This window comes from Brevibacillus sp. BC25 (assembly GCF_000282075.1).
Classification (GTDB): Bacteria; Bacillota; Bacilli; order Brevibacillales; family Brevibacillaceae; genus Brevibacillus.
This window is the reverse complement of record NZ_AKIX01000016.1, coordinates 1-24,691: the sequence shown is the minus strand read 5'-3', so window position 1 is coordinate 24,691 and position 24,691 is coordinate 1. Positions and strand designations below refer to the sequence as shown.

The following is a 24,691-nucleotide window of genomic DNA, read 5'->3' as shown; positions in this document are numbered from 1 at the left end:
CGATTAGTCCTCCTCCAACGCTAGCATAATCAATGTATCCAGAAGTTCTTTATAGGAAATCCCCGTTGCACGCAGCATGCTTGGATACCTGCTTTTCGAGGTAAAGCCAGGGATCGTATTCACTTCGTTAAACACAATGTCTCCGTCTGGTGTAACAAACATATCCACGCGAGCGAAGCCACGACAGCCAAAAACCTGATAGAGATGGGTGGCTGTTTGCTTGATTTTATGAGCCAGTTCCGCGTCAATTCTTGCTGGGACATGGATATGGGCAGTCTCCAATGAATACTTTTCTGTATAATTGAAGAAGCCCTGAAGCAATTCGATTTCATCCACTTCTCCTACAATGACCTCACGATTTCCTAGTACCGCGCAGCCCACCTCAAATCCCACGATGTTTTCCTCGATGACCACTTTGTCATCATGCAAAAGGGCGTTTTCTATACCAAAGAACAATTCTGATAGGCTGTATGCTTTCGTAATCCCAATGGAAGACCCTGCCTTTGCTGGCTTGACATACAAAGGGAATCCCAGTGCTTCGGTGGCAGATTGAACAGTCGCAAGATCAGTATTTGGATAAACGGTAACGGATCTTGGCGTTTTGATACCGGAGCTTTCCGCCAGTGTGTGGGCGATATCCTTGTCCATACAAATCGCAGAGGATAGCGTGTGACAACCGACAAACGGAATTCCGGCGAGCTCCAATAGCCCTTGCACCGTTCCATCCTCTCCGTTTTTGCCATGCAAAATCGGGAACACCACATCAACCTTCGTGACTGTCATGGTACCGTTCTCCTCTGCAACAATTCCCTTCACCTTTCTGCAAGGAGAGAGAAAGGCAGGCACACACTTCTCACTTTGATGCCAACTGTCATTCCGAATGCTTTCGATGTTGCCGGTATATCGCAGCCATTGCCCTTCCCTCGTAATTCCTAGCAAAATCACCTCGTACTTTTCCAGACACAAACTCTCCAGCACCGAACTCGTAGATTTAAGGGATACTTCATACTCCGAGGAACATCCCCCAAACAAAATCGCGACAGTCAATTTCTTCATTAGATTCACTCCTTTATTTCTTTAGTTCACGTAGCTTGTTACAATCACACCGCCCATGTTGTCACCCGAAATCTCATAGTTGCTCGTAATCGGTACTTTGATCGTCATCTCTTGATCGACAGGGTAGTAGTTAATTTCATAGATCTTTCCATCGTTTGTCACAGAGATACTTCTTTGGTCTTTTAGGTAATCCAAGTATTCTTCCAGCGAAAAGTTATTCTCCTTCATGATCGCGCTATGCGGCAAACCGACATATCGGAAATGCCACGGCTCGTATACCGTTCCTGTTATCGCTACTTTGTCACTTGGATAGCGTAAAATAAAACCGTATTTCCATGAGTTATCTTCCAACCACTTGCCTTCAGGAGCATGCTCCATTTTCATTTGCGTCGATCCAATATCCAGCGCGGAACCTACATTGTGTTCGCTATAACCGCTTGGCATCGCGATCGCTGGCCCCATTTCTTCATACAGCTTCTCTTGTTCTTCCTTCCCTCGATAACCGCTGTTCAGGATAAAGTGACTCACGTTATCTTGTTGCGCAGCTTTGACCATCTCCAAGAATACTTTGGCTACACGCTCCGACACTTCGAGTCTATGATCGAGCAAAGTATAGCCTTGCAACAGTTCTTCATGCTCAGACAACCGAACCACATCGTTTTTTACCCCTGCCTCATGAACCGGATAGTCTTTATTGACCAAGAGAAGGTCTCCCTGATAAATTTGATCTTTTGTTATTTGTATCGATTGGTACTCCACACCCACGCCGGTAGCCTCTCCCACTGTTTCCATATGTCCTCCAACATTAGGTGGTCCTTCTGTAATTTTTTGAAAAACGATATATCCAAACAGCGATAAAATGACAAGCCAAAAAACCCTCTTTTTCATTCACAGCTTCCTCCTTCACTTACACATGTAGGATAGGGAAAACTGTTAAAATAAAAAGTAGGGTAAATATAAAATAATTTTAAAGATGTCCATTCATTTTTATAAAGTTGCTTAGCTGGATAGAGAGGAGGTCAGCAGCCTAGCATGAACAAAACAGACCGTTTGTTGGCAATCGTTCTGGAGCTACAACGAAAAGGAACGTTGCGCGCAGAAGATTTGGCCGCGACCTTCGAGACGAGCGTCCGGACGATTTATCGTGACATGCAGGCATTGAGCGAAGCAGGCGTCCCCATCGTTGGGGCACCAGGTCAGGGCTATTCGTTAATGGAAGGATATTTTCTGCCGCCCGTCAGTTTTTCGGTAGAAGAGGCCGTTGCACTCTTGATCGGAGCAGACTTGGTCGAGCAAGCTTTTGACCAAAACTTTGGCAATAACGCAAGAGCTGTACAGCGCAAAGTAGAAGCGATCCTGTCTGCGGATGTAGGCGAACAAGCCAGCCGTATCCGCTCAACCTTTCGCCTCGTAAGTCCCAGAGCAAACAATCTGCGCGAGCAGGAAAAAGCGCATGCACAACTTCTCCACGATGCGATCATCAATGAGCGGAAGGTGCGGTTCCGCTATCGGAGGGGTACGCCTGGGGAGGGTGACGATCGTGAAACAGTGCGTGACGTTGCTCCATATGGTCTAGTACTGGTTCGTGGTTCTTGGATACTACTCGCTCATTGCGATCTGCGACAGGATATTCGTCGATTCCGCCTGTCACGCATGAGCGGCCTGATCGTATTGGAAGACCGCTTTATTCTCCCTGACCATTTCCATTTTGATGACTACAAGCCTATCGACGATCGATCCCTAGAGGTGCAGATCGTCATCAGCGCAGCTATCGCTGATCGTGTCAAAGAATCGGGCTATTTTTTTATAGAAGAGATTACGGAGCATCCGGACGGCTTTCTCGTCAGATTGCGCGTCAGACAAATCGAAGAAATATTGTCTTGGGTGCTTGGTTTGGGGGCAGATGCGGTTGTTCTTACCCCTAAATCCTTGCGTAGCCGAATGCGCGAAGAAGCCAAAAAATTATTCAAACGCTACTGACATACTGCTGTCAGTAGCGTTCGAATATGATAAAAGCAAGAAAACCAAGAGGAGCTGATTCGCCCATGAATACAAAGGAAATCGCGAACAAATTTGAAGACGTGACAAACCACTACCTGCTTGAATTAGAAGGCTTCACCATGGAACAACTCTTGCAAAAACCAAGTGAAGAGGAATGGTCGATCGGGCAAATGTACCTTCACTTGATCCAATCTGCCCGGTATTTTCAACTGGGAAGTATCGAGAAGTGTAGACAAGGAGGTCCTGCTGTCACAGAAGCAGGTACCGAAAAATCCGAGATCGGGCAGACGATCTTTGCTCAAGGCTCCTTGCCTCCCATTCGCGTGAAAGTCCCTGCCTCCCCGGAGTACACACCTGCACAACCGGAGAGCAAGGAGCAATTGCGTGATGGACTCATCAGCGTGCTCACACAAATGAAAGAGTTGGAACCGACTCTGGACGAAATTCCTGCACATCACAGGGTGGCTCACCCAGCCTTCGGTTCGCTGACGGCCAAGGAATGGTTTGCCGCCGTAGAAATGCACTATCGCCATCACCTGCTCCAGCTCAACCGACTGAAGGGTTAGTTTTTTTCTCCAAACATCCCCGCAAGCTTTTGATAGGTCGGCGGAAACTCTGCCTGATAACGCAAGAAAGACGGGATCGGGTAGCGGATTCCGCCTTTTTGCGTTCCGACTAATCCCTCCACCAGCTCGGCGGCATCTCGAAAATGAAAGCTGAAGGCCATCTCGTGATCCTGTGTCTGGGCAAACAATCTGTCGCCATAACACGGTACGATCACTTGCGGTTGTCCCGTCTGGATCGGCTTGATGGCAATGTCCGCACAGTCGGCCCGACTGGAAAAGGTGGAAGGAATCGACCCACCGCGCTTGTACAGCATCCCCGCCACCAATCGCATGACCTGTGCCGCATTGCCGTAAATCACGACGACATCTGGCTCGATCTCTGCTCGCTCCAGTGGAAATGATACGTAGTAGCCGCTTTCTTCTGCTGAAAATTTCGGAACATCCAGCTCGCTTTTCGCCCCATTTTCCAGTGTATCTGTATACATCCCACAGGCGAGATGACCCTCTGTATAAAACGCCGGCTGCTCTTCATAGCCAAAAGCCACCTGCGCGATCGGACAGGACAGATCGGCTCCATTCATCGCGATGCTCCAGCCATAACGCCTTGAAAAACCGACAGCTTGGCAAATCGTAATCGGATAACCTAGATCACGGACAGGTCGCTTTGCCTTTGATGGCAGAGCGGCTTCTTCTTTTCGGATGCTAACTCCTACGGGAAAGGTCTCAGTCCTCACATACATTTGAAGCGCTTGATTCAGCTCGATGGCGTTCATTCCATTTGCCCCCTCGTTTTTCACATACACTACTCATACTCCGAATTTTTCGTCTTTTTTGCCCAAAGTCCTGTCACTCCCTACATTTTTCTCGAAGCTTACAACATCGTAAGGTAATGGAAAGGTTAATCGATAGGGAGTCGAAACAATCCCTGTTAGGATAAAAAAAGACTAAGACTACACGTATTACTTGGGATGGCTGGAGGGTTCACAATGAAAAAGTTCGCATGGCTGGGCACGGCGCTTCTTGTCTTTTTGTTAATGGGATGCTCCTCCAGCTCACCAGATACAGTACACGGGCTCGGAAAAGAAGAAGCGGCGCAAATCGCTGCAGCCGCTGTTAGACAATATTATCAGATGGATGTTGATACGACTGATCGGGAAATCACGCTGGAGGACCCAACCAATTCGGTATACAGAGGTGTACCTGTTCACGCCGTACTGAAACGCGAACCTGTGAGTGGCGATGTCCATGGCTTTCACGCCATCATCGAACCGAGGTCAAAGCAAATTCTTTCCCTGTCGATTGACGTTATTGGAATAAACGGAGAAATGGCGACAAAAACGATGACAGAAGCAGATTTGGAAAAGACGGCATCAGATTTCATCCGCTCGAAAAACCTGCTTGCGACGAACGACTTCCAATTGGTGAAAGCTTCTGACGCTCATTCCAATGACGCCAAGCGCTACTTTTATTACACAGATGGCCTAAATGATGTGGCAATCGGAGTGGACCCAGGCCTGCAACAGGTCGTTACGTTCACATATGATTGACGCCCCCTAATCCTTTACATTTACAGTGGGTTCTCCGTTGCGACCGCAATCGCTTTTATAACGGAGAACCCATTGCTGTTAGTTTCCGCTGTATTTATCCTCAATTTCCTCTCTCATTTCCTGATAGGTCTCGGTTGTGAGACTCACCAAGTAATTGGTAAGCTCCTCCTTGGACTGTGTAGCCAACGCTTCTCTTTCTTGCCTTTTCCCAGTAAGATACTCCCTCGCGTCCTTGCCAATCTTGCCACTCGCAGACAAATGCTCGATCGCCATTCCGATGTTCAGGCTCTCCCGCCAGTTTTTCTCGTACCAGTCCCGGTCGTAAGCATCCACCCATTTTTTGCGGTCGATCAGCACAGCGTCAGCTTCTGTCAAAGCATCCCGTTTCCACTGCTCCCACTTCTGGGCAATTTCTTTCGCACGTTCCAGCTCTTGCTTGAACTGCTCGCGGTTCGTCACATTTGCATACAAACCTTCTGACGCGTGGGCAATTTCCTTCAATTGCTTCTGCCCTTCTGCATTCACATCAAAGCCGATAACGTTTAACAACGGCATAATTTTGGACTGGGACAATTCCTTGGCTACTGCCACTGGATTGCCATCGCACGTCTCGATACCGTCACTGACCAGATAGATGACATTCGTATTTTTATCCGCTTCGAATCCCGCCAAATCCTCCTGAGCGAGACGCAAGGAGTGCGCAATAGATGTCCAGCCCGTCGGCTCAAACATGCCAAGTGCTTGCTCAAGACCTTTCGTATCGTAGGCTTGCAATGGATAGACCATCTCACTGCTGCCACAGGAGAGCTGTTTATGCTCATCTGCATTGCTGCCCTTATGTCCATACACGCGCAGCGATATTCTCGCCTCTTCTGGCAGTGCTTCCGCGAATTCCTGGATCGCTTCCTTAGCGAGCTGCATTTTCGTTTTGTCCCCAATTTTCCCAGCCATGCTGCCGCTTGCATCCAGGATGATTTCTACGTTGAAATTTTCCCGAAACTGAAAGCGGGCGTCCTCGATGTCAGGACTGCCATACGAAGCCATTCTCCAGCGGTCTACAACCATCTGGGGACTGAGGTAATCCTCGGCAAACAGGGTGAGTAATTGATTCCAGTACAAATCCAAATAAGCATCATTCATCCCGTCGACCAGGGTAGGCATTTTATCCAAAACCTGTATGATCTCAGCTCGATGCGGATAAGCTGCGTGGAAAAATTGTGTGCTAGCAAGCGGTCCGGGCTGTGAAGCAATCAATTCCTGTGTCGTCTGCGGCCATTGATTTTGCCGGATCCCTGTACCCGCTCCTATTGCGCCCAGTGAACAGCCAGAAAGCAGCAGCATGATCATGATGCTGTTGATCAAGAGCGACATCCGCATTTTGGTGTTACGCATTCGGTCATATCCTCCTTGCCTTGTTGCCTTGTTGATCAGATCGCCGCGTTTTTCTTTCGGATGAACGCCAGATGGTTTCTTTTGATAAAAGGCATACCGATGGCGAGGACTATTTCCTCCAACCCTCGTCATTCGAGAATAGGGATCTCGATGTAAAACCAGTCATTTACTTCATCTATAAAACCGATCCGTCTGCTTTCGCCCGTCTGATAGATCTGCTCGGAATAAGCGGGAATGAAGTCGAACCCCATCGATTCTGAGTTGTATTCCACAGAAGTTTTTACTTCAATCCGATTTTCACTATTGAACAATTTGATAGACGAACCGCTGAGAGTCGCCTTGTTATCCACTAGCACTTTGCGCACTACGCCCGGAATTTTGGCTTTTGCACTCGATAACCCTGCATATACATAAGCTTGCAACTGAAAATTTCCAGGCAATGCACTGTTCAATGCCCTGTCAATTGATCCGTATTTGATCTCGCTATTGGACCAATCCGGATGTGCAGACGCAAGATGATTCATTGCAAGCTTTACCTTCGGCCAGACATAATCTGGATTGAACTGCGCATTGATTGACGTATCATACAGCAATATAGCTTTTTCCATCTCATCATAAATATCCTTCACCGCCGCAATACTCGCCTGCTGCGCACTATTCGACGCCTGCTCCTTGTCTACAAAAATGGTCGAAAAGTTGAAAAGCGCAACAAACACCAGCATGAACATAAACCAGTAAATCGTCAGGGTGAAGATCGTCATATTTCCACGTTCATTTTGCAAGTGACGCAGTATACGTACCATCTAGTTCATCACCCTGCTCTTCATTTCCCGATCAAATGAGATATATCGGTCTTCCTCTTTGATATAGAGCCAGTCAGGAAGAAACCCCAGCTCCATCTGCACGCCGACCTTGGCGGTAAAGTATCCGTTGCCATCCCATGTGATATCGCCCTCATTGAAGGAAATGTAGCCTCCTGCCGCGTTCACCACGCTTTTGGCAGCTTGTATGGCTTCTCCCGAGTTTCCCGTTATGGCGTACACCTTCGCCGCCTCATTTGCTGCCGACTGAGAGATGATTACGCCGTAGACGCCCACAAGAAACTGCCAGCAAATCAGCATGATCAGAAAGACGAACGGCAGTATGGCGATAAACTCTACGGTGACCGAGCCCTTTTCATTGGAAACGATCTTCTTCAGGCGCATTCTTCGCTCATCTCCTCTCGAACTTATTTGCAAGCTACCTTTCATCGAGCAGCAATCCCCCTGCCACAGCCGCTTCCGCTCCTGCCGCCTCGTCCTTCCACTTATTGACGTACATCATGAACATGACTGCAAAAAACGGAAGAACAATCACATTGAGCAACAACTCAATAAACATAACCGCCCCGAAGGTCGCCGTAATAGACGTGACGAGGAACAAGCCCGCCATACTGATTAGCCACTCCACCACACTCACCATTAGCAACAAGCCAAAGATTTGGAAGAAGTGCTTTTTGCCCATTTCCAAGGCAGCTCGCCAGCAGCGCCAAGCCGATTGTTTTTTCAGCACCACAAAAAACGGCGTCAAATAGAACAAGATCATCAGAATCAACCCGGGTATCATGAACAGCATCATTCCTGTAGAGACAAGAAAGCTAAACACGATCCCAAATACGAATACGGAAAAGCTGTGTTCAAAAAAAGTCCGAAATGCTTTTCGTATCGGACGTTCATCGCCGTCCAGATCACTTTGGACATACTGGGCAAAAGGGATCTGGAGGATCAGCAAGAACAGAAGAAGTAAAAACAGATTGAAAAAGCTTGCGACGAATTTGGCGCCCGTGATCGCGGCGATCAGATTCAGGTAGTTCAGCGTAAAGTTGTGGATGATAAAAAATGGAACAACGAGCACGGCGGACAAAAGCAGCAAAGATTCGATGTTCCGTGCATAAAAACGGATGCTTTCTTTGAAGGGATGCATATGGGTATCTCTCACCTTTCCTGTTAAGGGTTTCGCAGCTTATCCATCAGCCCGTTTTCCAAGATGGTCATATTAAGCTTCTCGTGGGCCTCCCGCAACTGTTCAACCGAATGGAAAGACTCATGTTTCCCTGTTGTATGCGTCTCAAAGCTTTTCACGGATTCGTCGGCAATATTTCGCAGCGTTTTGTCTTTATAAACAGAGAGCAAGTCGCTCAGCTTTTTTCGTTTCTGCTCCTGTACCCGATCCAGTTCTACTCGATCGGATTGGAAAAACTGATAAAGCCGATCCACAGAGTCTTTAATCAGCACCTGCTTGCGAATGCGATCATACAAAATGTAGTCGGATTCAAATAACACATCCCGTAATGCCGTTTCTTCTCCCGCGATGACGTAGTTGCGCGCGAAAAATTGATTGAGCAGATTCATCCCTCGATCATAAATGGCACGCAGCTGGTCCCGGCTTTCCATCATGGTTTTACAAACCTCGATCAGCTTCTCTGTATCTTGCCGTATCACAGTGTCCATCTTATTCTGGTAGCTGGGCAAAAGCGCCCTCAGATACTCGTGTTTTTGCTCGTACATCTCGATCGGCTTATCCTTATCAATGGCCAGATTGTTCTTAATCTTGCGCCCCGCATGTGCATGCACCAAAAACAGTTTCACTACGGGCTCTGCTTCATTGCGGCGAACCACTTCACCATTCGGTCGCAGCACCAAGTACCCGACAGCGTCTTTTTTCGCCCAGCTCCAGTACGCTACATGGTAGTAATATTCTCCGTCTACGTAGGCCGGGTAATTATACAGCTCTGTCCTCTCTAAAAAACGCTTATTCCGCTCGATCTGAGCCTGAACCTGTGGTGTATTCACGACTTTCATAAGCAAGGACCTCCGTTACGCAAATAAGGATTTTACCCAGCCAACAGCTTTTCCGACCCCATCCCGGATTCCACGGGTAATCGCTCCTCCGGCTAACTTGTCAGCGTACTTCACGAGTTTGCTCAATCCCCACAAAACCGCACCGGTAACAACAAGCACACCACCTACCGCCTGCCCACCTGGTATGACGGAAGCAATGACCCCTGCATCCATCAGCACACTGCCGAAATTACCGGCGCCATCCACAAATTTCTCATTTTGTGTAGCTTCATTCTGGCTCGGATCAAACGCCATGCCAAAACTGCCGATCGTATCCATGATGTCAAATGGAAGGCTAATCGCTGCTACGCCCACATTTAATCCTTTCACGATTCCCGGCATTCTGACGCCGGATGGATTTGCCGAATTCGTCAGCTGACCGCCTTGGAAAATATCCCGAAAACTGTTATTCGGCAATTGCGCCAACACAAATTGATAGTTGGCCCACGCGTTCATCCCGTCGAGTGAATCGACACCCAAGCCTGTTACTGTGTTTACATACGGCGTATTCTTGAAGGCAAGATCAAGGCCTTTTATCGCCAGATCCCCCAAGAACAAGCCTTTACCACGAAGTCCCGCTGCCATGTCTACTTCGCCATTCATAAGCAAATCAGCACTATATGCCAGCGTACCACCCATGACGTCCTTGAACGTCCATTTGACTGCACCATATTCCAGCGTCTCCGTCATCGGTTTCGAGCTATCTGGATCGACGCCGGGTTGCTGCGAAGCAGGCATCTGTATACTTGGTGCAGGTGCGGTTGCATTTGGCGCTTGCGGGTTCGAGTGATTGACGCTTGGCCCCTGCAAATCAGGTGCCTGCGGATTTATCCGATCCCAATTTGGTGCTTGCGGATTCGTTCGATCCCAGTTCGGTGCCTGCGGGTTCAGCTTTTCCCACTCAGGAGCCTGTGGGTTTATTTGTTCCCACTGCGGCGCTTGTGGGTTGAGCTGCTCCCATTGTGGCGACTCCAGATTTGGCTGATCCCACTTCGGGGCCTCGTATTGCAGCCCTTGATACTGAATGGAAGCTGCCAGGCCCACCAGCGGAAACAGATTCATCAAAAGAATCAGAAAGGCGAAACTAGCCGCTGCCGTTGGGCCTCTTAACCATTTCCTCACTTTACAAACCTCCTTTTGGAGATTTCGTCTCTAGTTCGTTTTCGTATTTTGAGCAAACTTCTGGTTGATCGCATCCACGGCTTCCTTATAGGACTTCTCGTTCAAGGTATCCAGGAATTGCTCCAGTTCATCTGCCTTTTTCTGCGCGATTTCCAGCTGCTCGTCGTTCAACTTCCGCAGATGATCGGCCAACTCATCTGAAATCATGTTGTTTGCATCCATGGTCATGATCGCAGATGTTAGATCATGATTTTCCCGTTTGGCGATACGGCTCCATTTCAAAGCAAAGTGACTAATGTCGATCGATCGAGAACTACGAGTGGATACGGCTTGATAGGATGCATTGGCTTTCCACTCTTTCCACTTGTTCGCGATTTCTTTCCCACGATTGAATTCTTCCTGCAACTCCTTCTGATCTTGAATCAGAACATAGCGGCCTCCCGCTGCCTTTGCGACTTCTTTCAACTGCTGCTGCCCTGGACCGTCTATACCAAATCCAATCACGTTAATAATCGGCGTAATCTCGGATTGGGCCAGCTGTTTGGCAGCTTCGACAGGGTCACCATCGCACGTTTCGATTCCGTCACTGACGAGGAAGATCATATTGGTGTTCTTATCTCCAGGCAATTTGCTTAAATCCTTTTTCGCTTCCTGCAAAGAGTAGGCAATCGGAGTGTATCCGGTAGGTTGGAACTGATTTAAAGATTGCTGCAGTTTTTCTTTGTTGTAAGGCTGCATCCCGTACACCAGCTCACTACTGCTGCAAGATAGTGCTTTATCCGACTCTTTTCCGCTGCCTTTTTGCCCGTATACACGCAGTGCGACATTCGCCTGTTCCGGCAAAGATTCAGCAAAGGCTTGAATCGCTTCTTTGGCAGCATCCATCCTCGTCTTGCCGTTCGATTTTGCCGCCATGCTGCCACTCGCATCCAGGATAATCTCCACATTGTAGCTTTCCTTAAACTTGAACCGCGGATCTTCGATGTCCGGATTCCCAAATGAGGCCAGTTTCAATTCATCCATGATCTGTTGCGGATCGGGATAGCTCTGGGCAAACAGCCCCAACAAGGCAAGATAGTATTGGTTAATCATTTCTTCGTCTGGGTTTTCAACAGTAGGGAACTTTTTGAGTTCAGGCAATACTTCTTCCCTGTTGTTGTCATACGAAACCCCAGAAAAACGTCCTGGCGGCGAATTGACGAAGTCCTCTGTCGTTTCCCGCTTTAGCGGCATTCCTTCCTGTGCCATTGCCTCCAACGCTTTTACTTTCTCTTCTCGCGTCATCTCGGCATTTGGCTCTCCTGTTTGGTCTGGCGGTTGGCTTTGCGAAGGCGGTGTTTCCGTGCTTGGTGGAACAGAAGGATTTTGCCCCTCTGTGTTCTGAGGTGCATCCGGCTGATTATCCGCCTCCTGTGAACACGCCGTTAACAGGCTCAACAGGAGGATCACTGCAATTATTCCCTTCACGAGTCTCATCAAAGTGCTACCTCCTGCTTGATTTCGACTTGCTATGTATGGTTCAGGTGGTGAAGAACCATTCCTTCACCACCTCTTTTCCATATGCTCATCAACAAAAAAGCATTCAATTGTTGATTAATTTCCGTCTAATTTTTTGATGATATTGCTAAGCGTATCCCCAATCGATTCGCCAACAAGTGCCGGGTTACCATTAAAGTAAGTAATCACCGCTCCAAACACAGCGATCACCACACCCGCCAATGCGATCCACTCAATTGCTTGCGCTCCTTTTTCGTTTCCCAGAGCTCCTTGACCTTTTGCATACCATTTCAGCATCATGCTTTTCATGAAAAATCTACTCCCCTCATTATTTGGATGATGAATAAATAAAGAACTGTGCACTCCCATCTCGCTGACGGGCATCACCTCCTAAAAGTGAGGCCATGGATCATGGCATGATGTCGGAGAACAAACTGAAGTTCTCCAAAATATTCAATACCATCAAACCGCCAATCAGGATAATCGCTGTAGGAGTCACGACAAACGTGGTGATCAGAGTTACTTTTGGCGACGCCTTGGCCGCCTTTTCCTTGATCAGCTCTTTGCGGATTCTCCGCATGTTTTCCGCCTGTGCCTTGAACGTGACGGCAATCGGCACCCCCAGGCGCATCCCCTGAATGAGCGCTTTGATCAGCATTTGAAACTCCGGATTGTCGTTGCGTCGCAGCAATTGTTCATACGCCTTTTCCCTCTGTACACCGAGATCCAGCTCTTGATTGAATCGGGAAAACTCTTCCCGAAGCGGCCCATCAAAAAACTTGATGACTTCACGCAAAGCCTGATCGAGACTCACCCCCGCCTGAAGAGTCACGCTTACGGTATCGAGAAATTCAGGCAGGTCATAGCGAAGCTGATGTTGACGATCGCGCGCTTTTTTCTTCAACAGAAGGATGGGCAAAAAGTAGCCAATCAACGGCCAGGCGATCAAACCTAGATGCGATAAGGGAAAGCGGAGAATGAAAAACAGCGTGCCGGCAATAATGCCGAGCAGAGCCATGAAAATTTTGACCCCTTGGAATTGGGCGACGGTCAAATCTAGCGGCCGCCCAGCCCTTAGCAACCAATCCTCAACCTCATGTGACTCACTGAAAAAATTGATGCGCTGCCCCATGACAGCATAGTCATCTCCATACCGAAGCAATCGTTTGACCAGACGCTCGGATGAGGTTTCCTGCTTGCGTACACCGTAGTTTTTGTGCCCGCTCATCTCATGGACATGTGCGAGCAGTTTTTGCTTCTCGATGGAGTAGCGATACCACTCCTTCAGACAGATCGCAAACAGCAATAGAAACAAGAACACGCATGTAATTATGAGAGCATCCATGTTTTCACACCTTTATGTTGGTCACTTTCTTTACGAGGATATAGGACAGGAGAGTTCCGATTACAAACAACCCCAGAAGAAAAAGACCAAATCCGGAAAACAACGGATCAATGAAGCCTTTGTTCATCATGTTCATCATCAGCACCAGGGCTATTGGCATGATCGGCACCAAGATAGAGACGTATCGCTGTTCCGCCGTCATCGTCTTGATTTCCTGATTCACGATGCGACGATCCTCCAATGTCTCCGCCATTTCTTGCAGCACCTGGCTCAAATTCCCCCCTGCACGCCGTTGAATCAGCAGGGTAGCAGTAAAGATACGGAATTCTCGCGTCGGTATTCGTTTTTCCATGTCAGAGAGCGCCCGGTCAAAGCTGACGCCTAGCTGTAGCTCACGCGCCATGCGACTAAACTCATCACCAGCGGGATAATTCATCTCCTTGGCTACCAGTGAGATACCCTGCGAAAGCGTAAGACCCGCACGCAGCGAGTTGGCCAAAAGGCGACACACTTCGGACAGCTGTTCATTCAATCGTTCCTGGTACTTGTTGCGTCGGACAAAGAACAGCACGTTCTGTATGAGATACATCACCACTGCACCGATAATGATGTTAAAAGGAAAAGAAATATTCACGATATTGCTGAGCAAGAAGGCGAGCCCCATGGTACCTACGATCAAAATTCCGTAAAACTCTGAGGGAGCCAGCGGGAAGTTCGCTTTGATCAGCTTTTTTTGGATTTCTTTGGCATAGGGCGTCTGGTCAAATTTGTCTCCCCAAACGATGACGACGCTTTTTCGTTTTCCCTTCACCTCGAACCATTCTTCCGCTTTCTTTTTCCATTCGGTCTTCTTGGCCCGATAACCGAGATACTCGTAGATGCCCCAGATGCCAAACAACACCGCGAGACTAAACAGAATAGGCATGGTCACGCTGCTTCCCTCCTTCCGCCCTGAATATGGATTCATCCAGATGGATTCCAAAAACTTGGAGCTTCTCCAAGCACCGTGGGATTACTCCGGTTGCCGTAAAGTAGCCAAGGACTTCCCCTTTCGCGCCGATCCCCTTCCGCTGGAAACGAAAAATCTCGTTGACCTCCACCCGTTTGTCTTCCGTCTTTGCTACTTCCGATATCGAAACGAGTTTACGTGTTCCGTCTGACAGGCGTGTGACCTGGACGATGATATCCAGCGCACTGACGATATATTCACGGACAATCGTAGAGGGCAAATCCATCCCGGCCATGACGACCATCCCTTCCAAACGATTGAAGGCATCCTGTGGTGAGTTGGCGTGGACGGTGGTAAGCGATCCTTCATGCCCGGTATTCATGGCCTGTAGCATATCGAATGCCTCTGGCCCCCGTACCTCCCCGACGATGATGCGGTCTGGCCTCATTCGCAGGGAGTTTCGCACGAGCTGACGGATCGTGACTTCCCCAGTTCCCTCCATATTGGGCGGGCGTGCCTCCATCCCAATACAGTTGGGGTGAGTCAGCTTCAACTCGGCCGAATCCTCAATGGTAATGACACGTTCATAGTGCGGAATGGCTTTTGCTGTCGCATTCAGCAGCGTCGTTTTACCACTACCAGTACCACCCGAGATCAGCACGTTCATTTTGGCTTCCACCACGGCTTGAATGAACTGAGACATCGCTTCATTGAAAGAACCAAATTGCATTAGATCATCCATCAAGAGTGGCTCTTTGCGAAATTTACGGATCGAAACGAGTGTGCCATTGAGACTGATCGGAGGGATGACGGCATTCACGCGGCTTCCATCCTTCAGACGGGCGTCGACCATCGGCGAGCTTTCATCGATTCGTCGTCCAAGCGGTGCCACAATCCGGTCCACGATATGCCGTAAATGTTCCTCGTCGCGAAATTTTAAATCGGTTAATTCCAGCCGTCCTCGTTTCTCGACGTACACCAGATTGTGTCCGTTAATTGAGATCTCCGTGATTTCTGGATCGGCAAGCAGCGGTTCAAGTGGGCCAAGCCCTACCGATTCATTAATCAGTCGAGTCAGCAGGATATCCTTTTCATTTCGCGGAATGACTACTTTTTCTTCCGACATGTATTGGGAGACGAGACGTTCGATTGCGAGGCGCATCTCATCTGAACGAAGGCTGGTCAGTCTCTCCAGATTGGTCTCCCGCAAGAGTCGGGTCTTGTAGTGCTCAGCCAGCTCGTCGATGTACGGATTGAAAGAAGGAGCTGCTAATGTGGCAGCGAGTGTCGTCTGCTTTGCCTCATCCCCTGGCGCTGTCTGCTCTTGTTTTCGTCGGAATAAAGCCATCTAACTCCCACCTTTTTGAACTTGCTCTTTATGACAGTTTCTTGAGTACCCATTTTCGGATGTCTTTCGCAGCAGGGGAGAGCTTCTTCTCATTCGCTTCCTTTTGCAACGGTCGGCCTTGATTGACAGCCGCTTGTACTCCTTGATGATCTCTGCTGATTTCAGCGGTAATCGGTGCGGTGAATAACCCTTTCAAATCAGACACATTCAGTTCGTTATCCCTTCCCACCTGATTGACGACCACTTCGAGCCTGCCTGCGGTATCAATGCGCAGACGTCGGAACAAGTCTTCCACGAGTCGGTAAATTTGAACGGACGGTGTGTCCAGATTCATCACGTAATAAATCATGTCCGACTCTGACAAAGCGGCAAAGGTAAGCTCGTTCATATGCGTTGGCAGGTCGATAATCACAAAGTCATAACTGCGGCGGCTAGCGCGGATCAACCTGGTGACAAATGCCTCGGACATATTCTCCGCCGTCTCGGCATCTCGCGGGCTGACCAGCACCTCCAGCTTGGAATGGTTCTCCCTCTGGGCCACATTGCGAATATGAAATTCGTTGATTTCGTCCATAACCGGCATAAGATCGCCCAATGTACGGTTGTTGTCAAAGGACAAAAAGGTTTCGATTCCACCGTATTGGAGATTGAGATCGATCAGCAGCACGCTAGCCGTAGATTCCAGCTTCAATGCTTGCGCAAAGCCCGTTGCCAGTTGGGTTCGTCCGCTTCCTCCTTTTCCACTGTAAAAGGAGTACACCTTTCCCCGACCTCGCACGAAAGCTTTGCCGGATGCATCCGTGCCCTTTTTTCTCTGTTTGATCTGGGATAAATCTGATATTTTGTCGAGACGATCGGATAACAGGTTGAGCTCATCAGGCATCACGATGTATTCCACCGCACCTGCGCGGACAACATCTCGCAGCAGGATAAAGTCCTGTCTTTCCGTGAGATAAATGAGGATACCCTCCGGAAGCTCGCCTTGTATGTACTGCACCAGCTCTACTCCTGCTCCGTCTTCCGGCTGCACAAGCAAAACGACATCGGGTCCAATCCGGTCAATTTCTTTTTTCACTTCGCTGGAAGTCGTGTAGCGTACTTGCTCATACGGAGTCAGAATGTCCCTCAGCATGTCTTTTACAGAGTCATAATCCGCAACGACGAGAATTTTCATATCTTTGTTCATGACTTACCCTCCGGTTTTCGGTGGTTGATTAGTTGGCTGCGGTGGTACCGAAGTTGGTTTCGTTTGCGGCTGGGCCGGAACTGTCGGTGGTGTCTGTACTGCCGGCTGCCCTGCTGCTGGTGGTGTAACAGGCGGTGTCGCAGACTTCGCTTCAGCAGGTTTGCCAGGCGGTTTTGTCTGTTCCGGATTGGGCTCCACAAACGGATCGGGAATACCCAAGTCTCCTTTGCCCACATTCGCTTTCAAAATGCGAACCATCTGGGCATAATGCTGCTGGTGAATGAATTTCGGCGCTTCTTGGAACGGCAGCTCGAGAGCTACCCCCTTGAAGCTGTTCTCCGATTTGGCCACCATGGCGACTGGCACGTCTTTCATGAACACTTCTGTCACCGGCTTCCCGTTCACCTCATGCGAGATGATGATGTCCACCCGATCTAACGCCTCCAGCTCCTGATCGAAGACGATATTGCTCGATGAAAACACTGTCACGAGCCTGTTGTTCTGGTCCCTTACAACATTGGCTGGCTTCATGATGTTTTTCGTAATGATGTCTCCCTTTGACAAGGGAACGATCGTGACTTGATTTTTCAAACTGGCTTTATCGATGACGTACGAATCATCCGCGTACTTTTTTGGGATTTCCCTTACCGTCAATTGGTCGGGTTGAATCAGTGCCCGAGATGGAATATCTGCATTTGCTTCGTATATTTCCACCATTTCGCCCAGTTGTGCATTCAAATCCTTGATTTTTTGCAGAAACAGAAAGCCCGCAAGTGCAGCAAGTAGGAACGATAGTACAAGGAAAATGATTGCCCTACGTTTTGATTCCAACATCAGAAGATTCCCTCTCTTTTTCGAAAAATCCATTCATGTTCATACTTTGTCGTCTTATTGCCAATATTCCAAACCTCAAAACTTATGAGAAAGGCACTAGGAATACATGATTATGACCAGCATGAGACTGGTCCCACCCGCAACAAATGGAGCCAACGGAATATCTCGCCCGAGCTTCATCCTGCCTGTCATTTTGGCGATGGCCCACATGGGAAGCACACTAGCTCCCGCAAGCAAATACGTAAGCATGAGCACGACCAACCCTGCTTGCCATCCAACCGCTGCGCCGACCAGAGCGAGCAGCTTAATATCTCCTCCACCCATCTGACCGTTGCTGATCACCGCCATAAGTAATGAAATTCCTCCCAGCACAATAACTCCCATCGCATAAGTCAGCCATTTCTCTGGATGAAGGTATGCATGCAGAACGAGAAAATATACAATTCCCGGAAGCGTCAGCCAGTCGTAAATGAGACGGCGGCGTAGGTCAGTATACATAGCGACTGCCATTACGAAAAGAATGGGAATGATGACATACCAAGATAACACCATATGTCCTCCTTCCTGCTTTTTGAGGAAAATTTCACCATTACAGACTGTATAATAGGGAAATTTGTTGCAAGAATATCCAATTTTTTTGGATGTTTTTTGGAAAAGCGCTTTCATTGCCTCGGAGATTACATCCGTTGTCGTTTCATGAGGCAAACATTTTTTTGTGCTATTCTAGTAGAAAAATACGGCGACGAAAGGTGGGAGTACCGAACCGTGCGGGAGTATCTCGAACTGACTGAACTACTTGCAGAGATTGAACGTCATCCGACTAGTCTGTTGTTTATAAAAACGGCAAACTGCGGTGTTTGCGATGTCACCTACGCAAGAACGATAGAACTGCTGAAACAGTATCCACAAGTGAAAAGTATGGTGGTATCTATGGAGAGAATACCCAACATTTCCGGTGAGTTTCTCGTATTTACTGCTCCGGCGATCCTGCTGTTTATGGACGGAAAGGAAGTATTTCGGCAAGCCCGGTTTGTATCATTTGACGAGCTAGAGCGTGTTCTGACCTCCATCACTTGCTAAAAATTCACATTTCCTGCCACTGTAAAGGTTTGGATAACCTCTCTTTTGATGATAGAGTAGAGAGTATGGATAAATCAGATTCGTAAGACAATCTGTTGCATTTTATCGATTTTTGAAGGAGAGACAGTGGATGAGAGCCTTATTGGTAGACGACGAGCAACTACCCTTGATGCATCTGCAACGATTGCTAGAAAAAGATGTTGGCGGCGTTAAGGTAATCGGAGCCTACACCAATCCTCTCGAAGCGATCGACCAAGCAATATCCCTTCAACCAGATGTCGTATTTTTAGATATTAATATGCCGCGCATCAGTGGACTGGAGATCGGAGAACGTCTGCAAGGAATCGATAACTCCCCAGAAATCGTATTTGTCACAGGGTACGATAAGTACGCCGTTGATGCTTTTGAGCTGTGCGCGCTGGATTACATCATGAAGCCCGTACAACTTCAACGCTTGCAAAAGACAATGGACCGTCTGCGTGAGAGAATCAAGTCCGCGCAAGAAGCCGAGCCTGTTAAAGAAGAATCAGTCGTTTCCATCCAATGCTTCAATAGTATTTTGTTTCACCAGTCGAATCAGGAGCCGCAAGAGATCAAGTGGCGAACGAATAAAGCCCGCGAGCTGTTTGCGTACTTGTTGCATCACCGCAACAAGATGATCGACAAGGATTCGATTATCGAGCTTTTGTGGCCGGACTATGATGGAAGCAAAGGCGTGACCCAGCTATATACGACGATTTACCTCATCCGGCAAACCTTGAAACGCTATGGTCTCCAAACGATATCGATCAACAAAGGCAATTTAGAAGGCGGCTATAGATTGACGATCGATTCAGCTGCGATCGATGTGGAAGAATGGGAAAATCGCTTGCGACACTTGCCTCCTCTTTCACTTGCCAGTAGGGAGGAGCATGAACGAGTGCTCGCTGCGTATACAGGCGATTACTTCGGAGATTACGACTATTTGTGGGCTGAATATGAGCGCGAAAGACTCCGTAGAATGTGGCTGCAGCTCGCGAAAACAATGAGCAGCTTCTATTTGGGCCACGGCAGAGTACAAGAGGCGATCAACGTCAATCAGCGCATTCTGCATTTGCACCCGCTTGAAGAGGATAGCTACATGTTCCTGATGCAGTTGTACGCTTCCTTGGACGATCATGCGGCTGTAGAAGAGCAGTATCAACTCTTGACCTCTCGATGGGAGATTGAACTCGGCTCTACTGTAAACGAACATATCACCAAGTGGTATCACATATGGAAACAGGAGACAGAACAAAAGTAATGATACTCTCTCACTAGATCTAGGGGGCACTCATGAAGATCCGAAGTGGTCTATACAGCGTACTTCTCGCTGCTTTTTGCATTCTACCTTCCTCTGCCGCCGCCTCCAGTTATGGAACGGCGACTTATTCGCCAAAGCAATCCCAAGACGTACTACAAAACCCTTATATGGGACTGGCTCCCGATTCACGGACGAGTAATAATGAGCAAGAACACACCCTCGTCTATGCCAATCTAACCTGGAGGATACTTGAGCCAACCAAAGGGGATTATGCTTTTGATGAGGTCGAAGATGCAATCCGGTTTGAAGAATGGACAGAAAAAGATGTCAAGTTCATCCTCCGCATCGTTATGGATCTTCCTGATAAAAAATCGGACATGGAGATACCGGATTGGCTATACAACGAGATCGGTGGGGACAATGACCATTTTGATGATGGCGAGTGGTATCGAAACGACTATGGCAAAGGCTACAGTCCCAACTACAGTAATCCATTGATCATCAAGTACCACAAAGAATTGATTGACGCTCTGGGAGAGCGCTACAAGGACGATCCCCGTATTGCTTTCATACAACTGGGAAGCGTCGGTCACTGGGGAGAATGGCACACCGATACGTCAATTCCTTTCCCTGCAACAGAAATCACGGATCAGTACGTACAACCGTATCTAGATAACTTCCCTGATTCCATGCTGCTGATGCGCAGACCACACCCAGTTGCCAAGGAGTACAAACTGGGGCTGTTTAACGACATGTTCGGCAACAAAGAAGATACAAACAGCTACCTGTCCTGGATACAGAAGGGCTACGTCTCCTGGCTGACCAAAGAAAAAATGCCTGCCATGCCCGACTTTTGGAAGTATGCGCCAAGCGGCGGAGAATTCTCTCCATCCAACTCATTGACAAGCTACTTTACTCGCTCCTCGATTAACCAGGTAATCTCACAAGCCAAAGCTTCGCATATTAGCTGGCTTGGCCCGAATACACCCGCACGTTTCGAAAACGACGGCGAGCAACAAGAATATTTGGACCGCTTTTTAAACACGATTGGCTACCGCTTCTCCATCACCAAAGAGACACATGCCAAAGCAGTCGAGCCCGGAGACAGCCTCGCTGTGACGATGGATTGGCAAAACCGCGGTGTTGCTCCTTTTTATTTCCCGTGGATTCTCGAGCTGTCACTCGCGGATGAAGATGGCAAGATCGTAGCCAAGACCAACACGGATGAAGACATCCGCAAATGGCTACCCGGCAAGAAAACCGTCAAGCAAAGCTTGGAAATCCCGGATGATCTTCCAGAAGGAACATACACCCTCTGTGTAGCGATCCTCGATCCCCATACAGAAAAGCCGGGCATTCAATTTGCTATGGAAGGCAAACGCTCGGACGGAAGATATACGTTGGGTGCGGTTCAAGTACGAGACTGATCCATCAAAAAAATCCCTTCCTGACCACCTGTAAAGGAGTCAGAAAGGGATTTTTTTCTTCTAATCATTATGGTGCATAATCGCCATCGTAGCTTACCAATGATACGTTTTTCACACCTTCTACCTCTGAAATATCTTGAACAAATGCCGTATTATCTCCTTTGATTTTGACTTCCACAATCAATTCCACCATCTCTTTGTGTACGGTCTTTGACTTCAAGACGTATTTCAGTTTGTTCAACTGGTATTTAACCCCGTCATTGGCTTGATCGTAATAGTTGATAATGAGCAGATAGGCAACATCTTTCATTTGCCGCTTGGATAACACGACAATGACAGCCGCCACCACCAGTGATCCCAGGACGGAAACCGGGTACACACCCGCTCCCGTCGCAATACCTACCGAAATCGACCAAAACATGAAAACAATATCCAATGGGTCTTTGATGGCAGTACGGAACCGCACGATGCTCAACGCGCCGACCATCCCGAGAGAGAGCACGATATTGGTGCTAATCGTCATGATAATCAGGCAAGTAAGCATCGCCATTGCCACTAGCGTGATGTTAAAGGTATGTGTATAGACGACACCGCGAAACGTCTTTTTGTAAATATAGTAGATGAACAAACCTATCAATCCCGACAGCACAAGCCCAATGATGGTATCAATGATCGAGATGCTGGCGAATTGATCCATTTTTAAGACACTTTTTTTGATGATATCTTGAAAATTAATCGTATTGGTAGTATCCATAGTTTCCCGACTTCTCCTCACACTAAAGATTATAGTATTTTTTGGTCTCCTCTCTGCAAATGACATATTTGGAGATAGCCGATCGCTGATTACTCAGGTTTTGTAGCAAATGTCTAATATTGAACGGCAGGAATTGATCGTACTTCACTTCCATGATCATCATGGGCTGATGAATAGCTCTGACCATCATGATGTTTTCGTCAAAAATATCGAGTGAATTGACGTTTGCCTTCAAATACTTATCAAACGTAATTCTGACATTCCCTTCTCTCACCAAATACGCCTCTCGAACATAATCCGTAATGACGCGAGGCCGAAACAGATGATTTTTGCACGATAAATAAAAATCTCGTAGCACAGCACTTTCCGTCTCTCGCAGAAACTCAACATCGCCTGCCAAAATCAGTTCATATTCATCCCGCGTGATCGACGCTGATTCTTTGCAAATGTATCCTCCGAACTTGCTCTTTCGCTCCATTTTGATGACTGCATCACTTTTGTTGTAGATGCGAATGCGATACTTTTTTCTTTGAAAAACCCCGTAGTTTTTTTCATAGAGAGCCGTATCGTGAAAGTCGTCAAAGTACAAGCTACGAATATGATACCCTTCCTCACTTACAGAATAAGGGTCAGGAGTCGCGATCAGGCGCAATTTCTGTCGCAGCGGCTCATAATGACTCAGCCGAAGATAATACTTCAACTCATGCCTCAATCGCTTGTTGCCGAGCTGGATGCCCGTGCTCTGTATTCCTTTCATTTCAATACGAACTCCTTCACCCCATGATAAAGCGCATCCTCGGACTCTACCCTGTCAAATGCCGTCTGTGCGTTCCCTTTGCTGTCCCGAACAATCACGCGCCAGAAAAAGCGGCCTTTACCCGGATCGTTTATGGTGTATTGGACCCCTGTCAGCCCCTTGACCTGCGCGTGTATCTTCGTAAACGCAGGATCGTAACTGACGGCAAAGTCGTAGGTCAAATCGTCACCTTGCAGATCATAGGAATGGTCCCAGGCAAAAATGAGCTTATCTCCTTCTTTTCTTGGCTCCCCCATAAAAAAGGGCATCGGATTCTCTTGGCGTTCATAATACCTCTTTTTGTTACGCTCCGGTTCACCAGAGAGAAGTGCTTGCTCATTGTGAAAATAGGAGACATCCAACGGTAAATTATATAAATCAGGTTGTTGCAGCACATATTTGCTCACAATCGGATAATAGCTCTTCAAGTATTTTTCCGTTTGCTCCTTCGTAATGATCTTGCTGACTTCCTCAACCTTTTCGTTTAGCGTTTTGATGTTTTCAGGATCTTTAAAGATGCGGCGATGCAAATTCGACACCCAGTAGTCGGAAATGCCAAACTGCCATTGTCCTAGCCCTTTTTCCGGGCTTCGCTTGAGCTCTTCTTCAAAAAATCCCCACGATGCGTCGTAGTCCCACGGTAGGAAATACCACTTGTTGGAGTTGCTAGGGCTGTACAAGTAAAAATTATGAACAGCCGTGTCGTGATTCCCCATCAACAGGTTGGATGCCAGCCATGTATAGTAGTTCTCCCGATCAAAATGCTTGTCCAAAAAGTCTTGCGTATTGATCGCAGGATTGTGAAGATCGTCCAGCATCGAAATGAGCTTTTCATGGTTCTCGCTGCCCTTGATCTCCAAAATTTTATCAAAGGCTTTCTTATCGTAGGTAGGATCAGTTGCCAGCTTGAGTTGTTCCTCGTAACGGTGGAACTCGAAATCAATTGCCTTGTACAAATTTCCGTTTCGGTCCAATCCGTGCGCCTGCAAAAATGTTTTGTTCGGCTGTTCAATTTGAGTGAACAAACCGTAATCAACATAGTCCCGGTCCGGATTTTTTTTGGTCATATCCTTGATTTTCACTTGAACGAACTGCGTCCGCAAACTGGTCATATTGGGCATTTGCTCGAAATAATCAAAGCTAAGCTTTTGTCGAACACGCGTCATGTCAGACTTGTGCTTGCTTAAGTTGATATTGCGCTGATCCCGCCAGTATCCGGCGCTGTCGAACAAACGGATTTTGTACGATTTTTGTTCCGCTCTTCTGCTCGATTCCCCCCGCAGCTCAATCGTTCCGTTCGCTCTCGACTCGCCAAAACCAAAGTGCCCCTGGGTTGGCCCCTCAGCCGTCCCTTCCTGCATAATGACTTTGGCCTGGAGATCTTCTCCCTTTTCATTCCGTCCGCTAGGAGCTAGATTGAGTTCCGTAAAGGTGGTCGTCTTCAGTTTCGAATTTTCTTCGTTGACTACTGTCACATATAAATGGACGATACTCCCGTCAACATCCTGATCGTATACGCTTCTATTCTCAAGCAGACCCTCATTCATCTGCTGAGTTGACGCCACCTGACTCGTTGCTGGCGGGTTGTCTGACACTGGCTGTTCAGGCGCATCCTGCGTACAACCAGCCG

Annotated in this window: 26 protein-coding genes; 6 read left to right on the top strand and 20 right to left on the bottom strand. The window is 48.0% G+C overall.

All coding sequences use genetic code 11. The features are described from left to right. Window positions 1–3 precede the first annotated feature (3 nt). Together vanG and PMI05_RS03520 are read right to left on the bottom strand one after the other, a co-directional pair. Entirely contained in the window at window positions 4–1,056 is a 1,053-nt protein-coding gene (vanG, locus tag PMI05_RS03525) for a D-alanine--D-serine ligase VanG (RefSeq protein WP_007717290.1), read from the bottom strand. A gap of 21 nt (window positions 1,057–1,077) precedes the next feature. Continuing rightward, window positions 1,078–1,944 (bottom strand): D-Ala-D-Ala carboxypeptidase VanY, encoded by an 867-nt coding sequence (locus PMI05_RS03520; protein WP_007717288.1) that lies wholly within the window; start codon window positions 1,942–1,944, stop codon window positions 1,078–1,080. A gap of 144 nt (window positions 1,945–2,088) precedes the next feature. Here PMI05_RS03520 and PMI05_RS03515 point away from each other — a divergent pair, with 144 nt between their 5' ends. Continuing rightward, the gene (locus PMI05_RS03515; RefSeq protein ID WP_007717286.1) at window positions 2,089–3,036 is read left to right on the top strand and encodes a YafY family protein; all 948 of its coding nucleotides are present in this window, start codon (window positions 2,089–2,091) and stop codon (window positions 3,034–3,036) included. Window positions 3,037–3,101: 65 nt separating this feature from the next. After that, complete coding sequence (locus PMI05_RS03510; protein ID WP_007717284.1) at window positions 3,102–3,623, top strand: DinB family protein; 522 nt, start codon at window positions 3,102–3,104, stop codon at window positions 3,621–3,623. Here the strand turns inward: PMI05_RS03510 and PMI05_RS03505 are convergent. Continuing rightward, window positions 3,620–4,396 carry a DUF169 domain-containing protein gene (locus PMI05_RS03505; RefSeq protein ID WP_039960175.1) on the bottom strand — a complete coding sequence of 259 codons (777 nt, stop codon included), beginning with the start codon at window positions 4,394–4,396 and terminating at the stop codon, window positions 3,620–3,622. The two genes, PMI05_RS03510 and PMI05_RS03505, sit on opposite strands and share 4 nt — an antisense overlap. A gap of 213 nt (window positions 4,397–4,609) precedes the next feature. On the opposite strand from PMI05_RS03505, the gene PMI05_RS03500 reads away from it, so the two are divergent. After that, window positions 4,610–5,170 carry a hypothetical protein gene (locus PMI05_RS03500; protein ID WP_007717280.1) on the top strand — a complete coding sequence of 187 codons (561 nt, stop codon included), beginning with the start codon at window positions 4,610–4,612 and terminating at the stop codon, window positions 5,168–5,170. Window positions 5,171–5,248: 78 nt separating this feature from the next. On the opposite strand, the gene PMI05_RS03495 is transcribed toward PMI05_RS03500, so the two are convergent. From PMI05_RS03495 to PMI05_RS03430, 14 genes are all read right to left on the bottom strand, one after another. Then, a complete protein-coding gene (locus PMI05_RS03495; protein ID WP_007717278.1) occupies window positions 5,249–6,562 on the bottom strand; it encodes a VWA domain-containing protein in 1,314 nt (437 codons plus the stop codon). Between the two features lie 128 nt (window positions 6,563–6,690). Then, window positions 6,691–7,365 (bottom strand): Tad domain-containing protein, encoded by a 675-nt coding sequence (locus PMI05_RS03490; RefSeq protein WP_007717276.1) that lies wholly within the window; start codon window positions 7,363–7,365, stop codon window positions 6,691–6,693. After that, the gene (locus PMI05_RS03485; RefSeq protein ID WP_007717274.1) at window positions 7,366–7,767 is read right to left on the bottom strand and encodes a TadE/TadG family type IV pilus assembly protein; all 402 of its coding nucleotides are present in this window, start codon (window positions 7,765–7,767) and stop codon (window positions 7,366–7,368) included. It lies immediately after the preceding gene. A gap of 34 nt (window positions 7,768–7,801) precedes the next feature. After that, window positions 7,802–8,524 carry a hypothetical protein gene (locus tag PMI05_RS03480; protein ID WP_007717272.1) on the bottom strand — a complete coding sequence of 241 codons (723 nt, stop codon included), beginning with the start codon at window positions 8,522–8,524 and terminating at the stop codon, window positions 7,802–7,804. 23 nt (window positions 8,525–8,547) lie between these two features. Continuing rightward, window positions 8,548–9,402 carry a hypothetical protein gene (locus tag PMI05_RS03475; RefSeq protein ID WP_007717270.1) on the bottom strand — a complete coding sequence of 285 codons (855 nt, stop codon included), beginning with the start codon at window positions 9,400–9,402 and terminating at the stop codon, window positions 8,548–8,550. Window positions 9,403–9,417: 15 nt separating this feature from the next. Next, a complete protein-coding gene (locus PMI05_RS03470) occupies window positions 9,418–10,563 on the bottom strand; it encodes a hypothetical protein (RefSeq protein ID WP_007717268.1) in 1,146 nt (381 codons plus the stop codon). Between the two features lie 30 nt (window positions 10,564–10,593). Then, entirely contained in the window at window positions 10,594–12,039 is a 1,446-nt protein-coding gene (locus PMI05_RS03465) for a VWA domain-containing protein (protein ID WP_007717267.1), read from the bottom strand. 117 nt (window positions 12,040–12,156) lie between these two features. Further along, window positions 12,157–12,369 carry a hypothetical protein gene (locus PMI05_RS03460; protein ID WP_007717266.1) on the bottom strand — a complete coding sequence of 71 codons (213 nt, stop codon included), beginning with the start codon at window positions 12,367–12,369 and terminating at the stop codon, window positions 12,157–12,159. 100 nt (window positions 12,370–12,469) lie between these two features. Next, entirely contained in the window at window positions 12,470–13,405 is a 936-nt protein-coding gene (locus PMI05_RS03455) for a type II secretion system F family protein (RefSeq protein WP_007717265.1), read from the bottom strand. A gap of 4 nt (window positions 13,406–13,409) precedes the next feature. Further along, window positions 13,410–14,336, bottom strand: a complete 927-nt coding sequence (locus tag PMI05_RS03450; protein ID WP_007717264.1) for a type II secretion system F family protein — start codon at window positions 14,334–14,336, stop codon at window positions 13,410–13,412. Continuing rightward, window positions 14,314–15,702, bottom strand: a complete 1,389-nt coding sequence (locus tag PMI05_RS03445) for a CpaF family protein (protein WP_007717263.1) — start codon at window positions 15,700–15,702, stop codon at window positions 14,314–14,316. The genes PMI05_RS03450 and PMI05_RS03445 overlap by 23 nt, the downstream gene beginning before the upstream one ends. A 28-nt stretch (window positions 15,703–15,730) precedes the next feature. Further along, window positions 15,731–16,888 (bottom strand): AAA family ATPase, encoded by a 1,158-nt coding sequence (locus PMI05_RS03440; RefSeq protein ID WP_007717261.1) that lies wholly within the window; start codon window positions 16,886–16,888, stop codon window positions 15,731–15,733. Window positions 16,889–16,891: 3 nt separating this feature from the next. Continuing rightward, entirely contained in the window at window positions 16,892–17,722 is an 831-nt protein-coding gene (locus PMI05_RS03435) for an SAF domain-containing protein (protein WP_007717259.1), read from the bottom strand. A gap of 96 nt (window positions 17,723–17,818) precedes the next feature. Continuing rightward, window positions 17,819–18,274, bottom strand: a complete 456-nt coding sequence (locus tag PMI05_RS03430) for an A24 family peptidase (RefSeq protein ID WP_007717257.1) — start codon at window positions 18,272–18,274, stop codon at window positions 17,819–17,821. 213 nt (window positions 18,275–18,487) lie between these two features. Between PMI05_RS03430 and PMI05_RS03425 the strand changes: the two genes are divergently transcribed. The 3 genes from PMI05_RS03425 (at window position 18,488) to PMI05_RS03415 (ending at window position 21,511) form a co-directional block, all read left to right on the top strand. After that, on the top strand, window positions 18,488–18,802 hold the full coding sequence (locus tag PMI05_RS03425) for a thioredoxin family protein (RefSeq protein WP_007717255.1): 315 nt from the start codon (window positions 18,488–18,490) through the stop codon (window positions 18,800–18,802). A 130-nt stretch (window positions 18,803–18,932) separates the two neighbouring features. Then, a complete protein-coding gene (locus PMI05_RS03420; RefSeq protein ID WP_007717253.1) occupies window positions 18,933–20,084 on the top strand; it encodes a response regulator in 1,152 nt (383 codons plus the stop codon). Window positions 20,085–20,116: 32 nt separating this feature from the next. Continuing rightward, window positions 20,117–21,511 carry a DUF4832 domain-containing protein gene (locus tag PMI05_RS03415; protein WP_007717251.1) on the top strand — a complete coding sequence of 465 codons (1,395 nt, stop codon included), beginning with the start codon at window positions 20,117–20,119 and terminating at the stop codon, window positions 21,509–21,511. 67 nt (window positions 21,512–21,578) lie between these two features. On the opposite strand, the gene PMI05_RS03410 is transcribed toward PMI05_RS03415, so the two are convergent. The 3 genes from PMI05_RS03410 to PMI05_RS03400 form a co-directional block, all read right to left on the bottom strand. Next, the gene (locus tag PMI05_RS03410) at window positions 21,579–22,265 is read right to left on the bottom strand and encodes a DUF4956 domain-containing protein (protein WP_007717249.1); all 687 of its coding nucleotides are present in this window, start codon (window positions 22,263–22,265) and stop codon (window positions 21,579–21,581) included. A gap of 22 nt (window positions 22,266–22,287) precedes the next feature. Then, on the bottom strand, window positions 22,288–23,022 hold the full coding sequence (locus PMI05_RS03405) for a polyphosphate polymerase domain-containing protein (protein WP_007717248.1): 735 nt from the start codon (window positions 23,020–23,022) through the stop codon (window positions 22,288–22,290). Next, on the bottom strand, window positions 23,019–24,691 hold a 1,673-nt coding region (locus PMI05_RS03400), incomplete at its 5' end, for a CotH kinase family protein (protein WP_007717247.1). The genes PMI05_RS03405 and PMI05_RS03400, both read right to left, overlap by 4 nt.

Coding starts and splice junctions, on each gene's coding strand:
- PMI05_RS03520 (WP_007717288.1), bottom strand. CDS start 1,944: ATGAAAAAGAGGGTTTTTTGGCTTGTCATTTTATCGCTGTTTGGATAT.
- PMI05_RS03515 (WP_007717286.1), top strand. CDS start 2,089: ATGAACAAAACAGACCGTTTGTTGGCAATCGTTCTGGAGCTACAACGA.
- PMI05_RS03455 (WP_007717265.1), bottom strand. CDS start 13,405: ATGGATGCTCTCATAATTACATGCGTGTTCTTGTTTCTATTGCTGTTT.
- PMI05_RS03445 (WP_007717263.1), bottom strand. CDS start 15,702: ATGGCTTTATTCCGACGAAAACAAGAGCAGACAGCGCCAGGGGATGAG.
- PMI05_RS03415 (WP_007717251.1), top strand. CDS start 20,117: ATGAAGATCCGAAGTGGTCTATACAGCGTACTTCTCGCTGCTTTTTGC.
- PMI05_RS03475 (WP_007717270.1), bottom strand. CDS start 9,402: ATGAAAGTCGTGAATACACCACAGGTTCAGGCTCAGATCGAGCGGAAT.
- PMI05_RS03505 (WP_039960175.1), bottom strand. CDS start 4,396: ATGAACGCCATCGAGCTGAATCAAGCGCTTCAAATGTATGTGAGGACT.
- PMI05_RS03410 (WP_007717249.1), bottom strand. CDS start 22,265: ATGGATACTACCAATACGATTAATTTTCAAGATATCATCAAAAAAAGT.
- vanG (WP_007717290.1), bottom strand. CDS start 1,056: ATGAAGAAATTGACTGTCGCGATTTTGTTTGGGGGATGTTCCTCGGAG.
- PMI05_RS03405 (WP_007717248.1), bottom strand. CDS start 23,022: ATGAAAGGAATACAGAGCACGGGCATCCAGCTCGGCAACAAGCGATTG.
- PMI05_RS03480 (WP_007717272.1), bottom strand. CDS start 8,524: ATGCATCCCTTCAAAGAAAGCATCCGTTTTTATGCACGGAACATCGAA.
- PMI05_RS03495 (WP_007717278.1), bottom strand. CDS start 6,562: ATGCGTAACACCAAAATGCGGATGTCGCTCTTGATCAACAGCATCATG.
- PMI05_RS03460 (WP_007717266.1), bottom strand. CDS start 12,369: ATGAAAAGCATGATGCTGAAATGGTATGCAAAAGGTCAAGGAGCTCTG.
- PMI05_RS03485 (WP_007717274.1), bottom strand. CDS start 7,767: ATGCGCCTGAAGAAGATCGTTTCCAATGAAAAGGGCTCGGTCACCGTA.
- PMI05_RS03490 (WP_007717276.1), bottom strand. CDS start 7,365: ATGGTACGTATACTGCGTCACTTGCAAAATGAACGTGGAAATATGACG.
- PMI05_RS03510 (WP_007717284.1), top strand. CDS start 3,102: ATGAATACAAAGGAAATCGCGAACAAATTTGAAGACGTGACAAACCAC.
- PMI05_RS03465 (WP_007717267.1), bottom strand. CDS start 12,039: ATGAGACTCGTGAAGGGAATAATTGCAGTGATCCTCCTGTTGAGCCTG.
- PMI05_RS03435 (WP_007717259.1), bottom strand. CDS start 17,722: ATGTTGGAATCAAAACGTAGGGCAATCATTTTCCTTGTACTATCGTTC.
- PMI05_RS03500 (WP_007717280.1), top strand. CDS start 4,610: ATGAAAAAGTTCGCATGGCTGGGCACGGCGCTTCTTGTCTTTTTGTTA.
- PMI05_RS03420 (WP_007717253.1), top strand. CDS start 18,933: ATGAGAGCCTTATTGGTAGACGACGAGCAACTACCCTTGATGCATCTG.
- PMI05_RS03440 (WP_007717261.1), bottom strand. CDS start 16,888: ATGAACAAAGATATGAAAATTCTCGTCGTTGCGGATTATGACTCTGTA.
- PMI05_RS03430 (WP_007717257.1), bottom strand. CDS start 18,274: ATGGTGTTATCTTGGTATGTCATCATTCCCATTCTTTTCGTAATGGCA.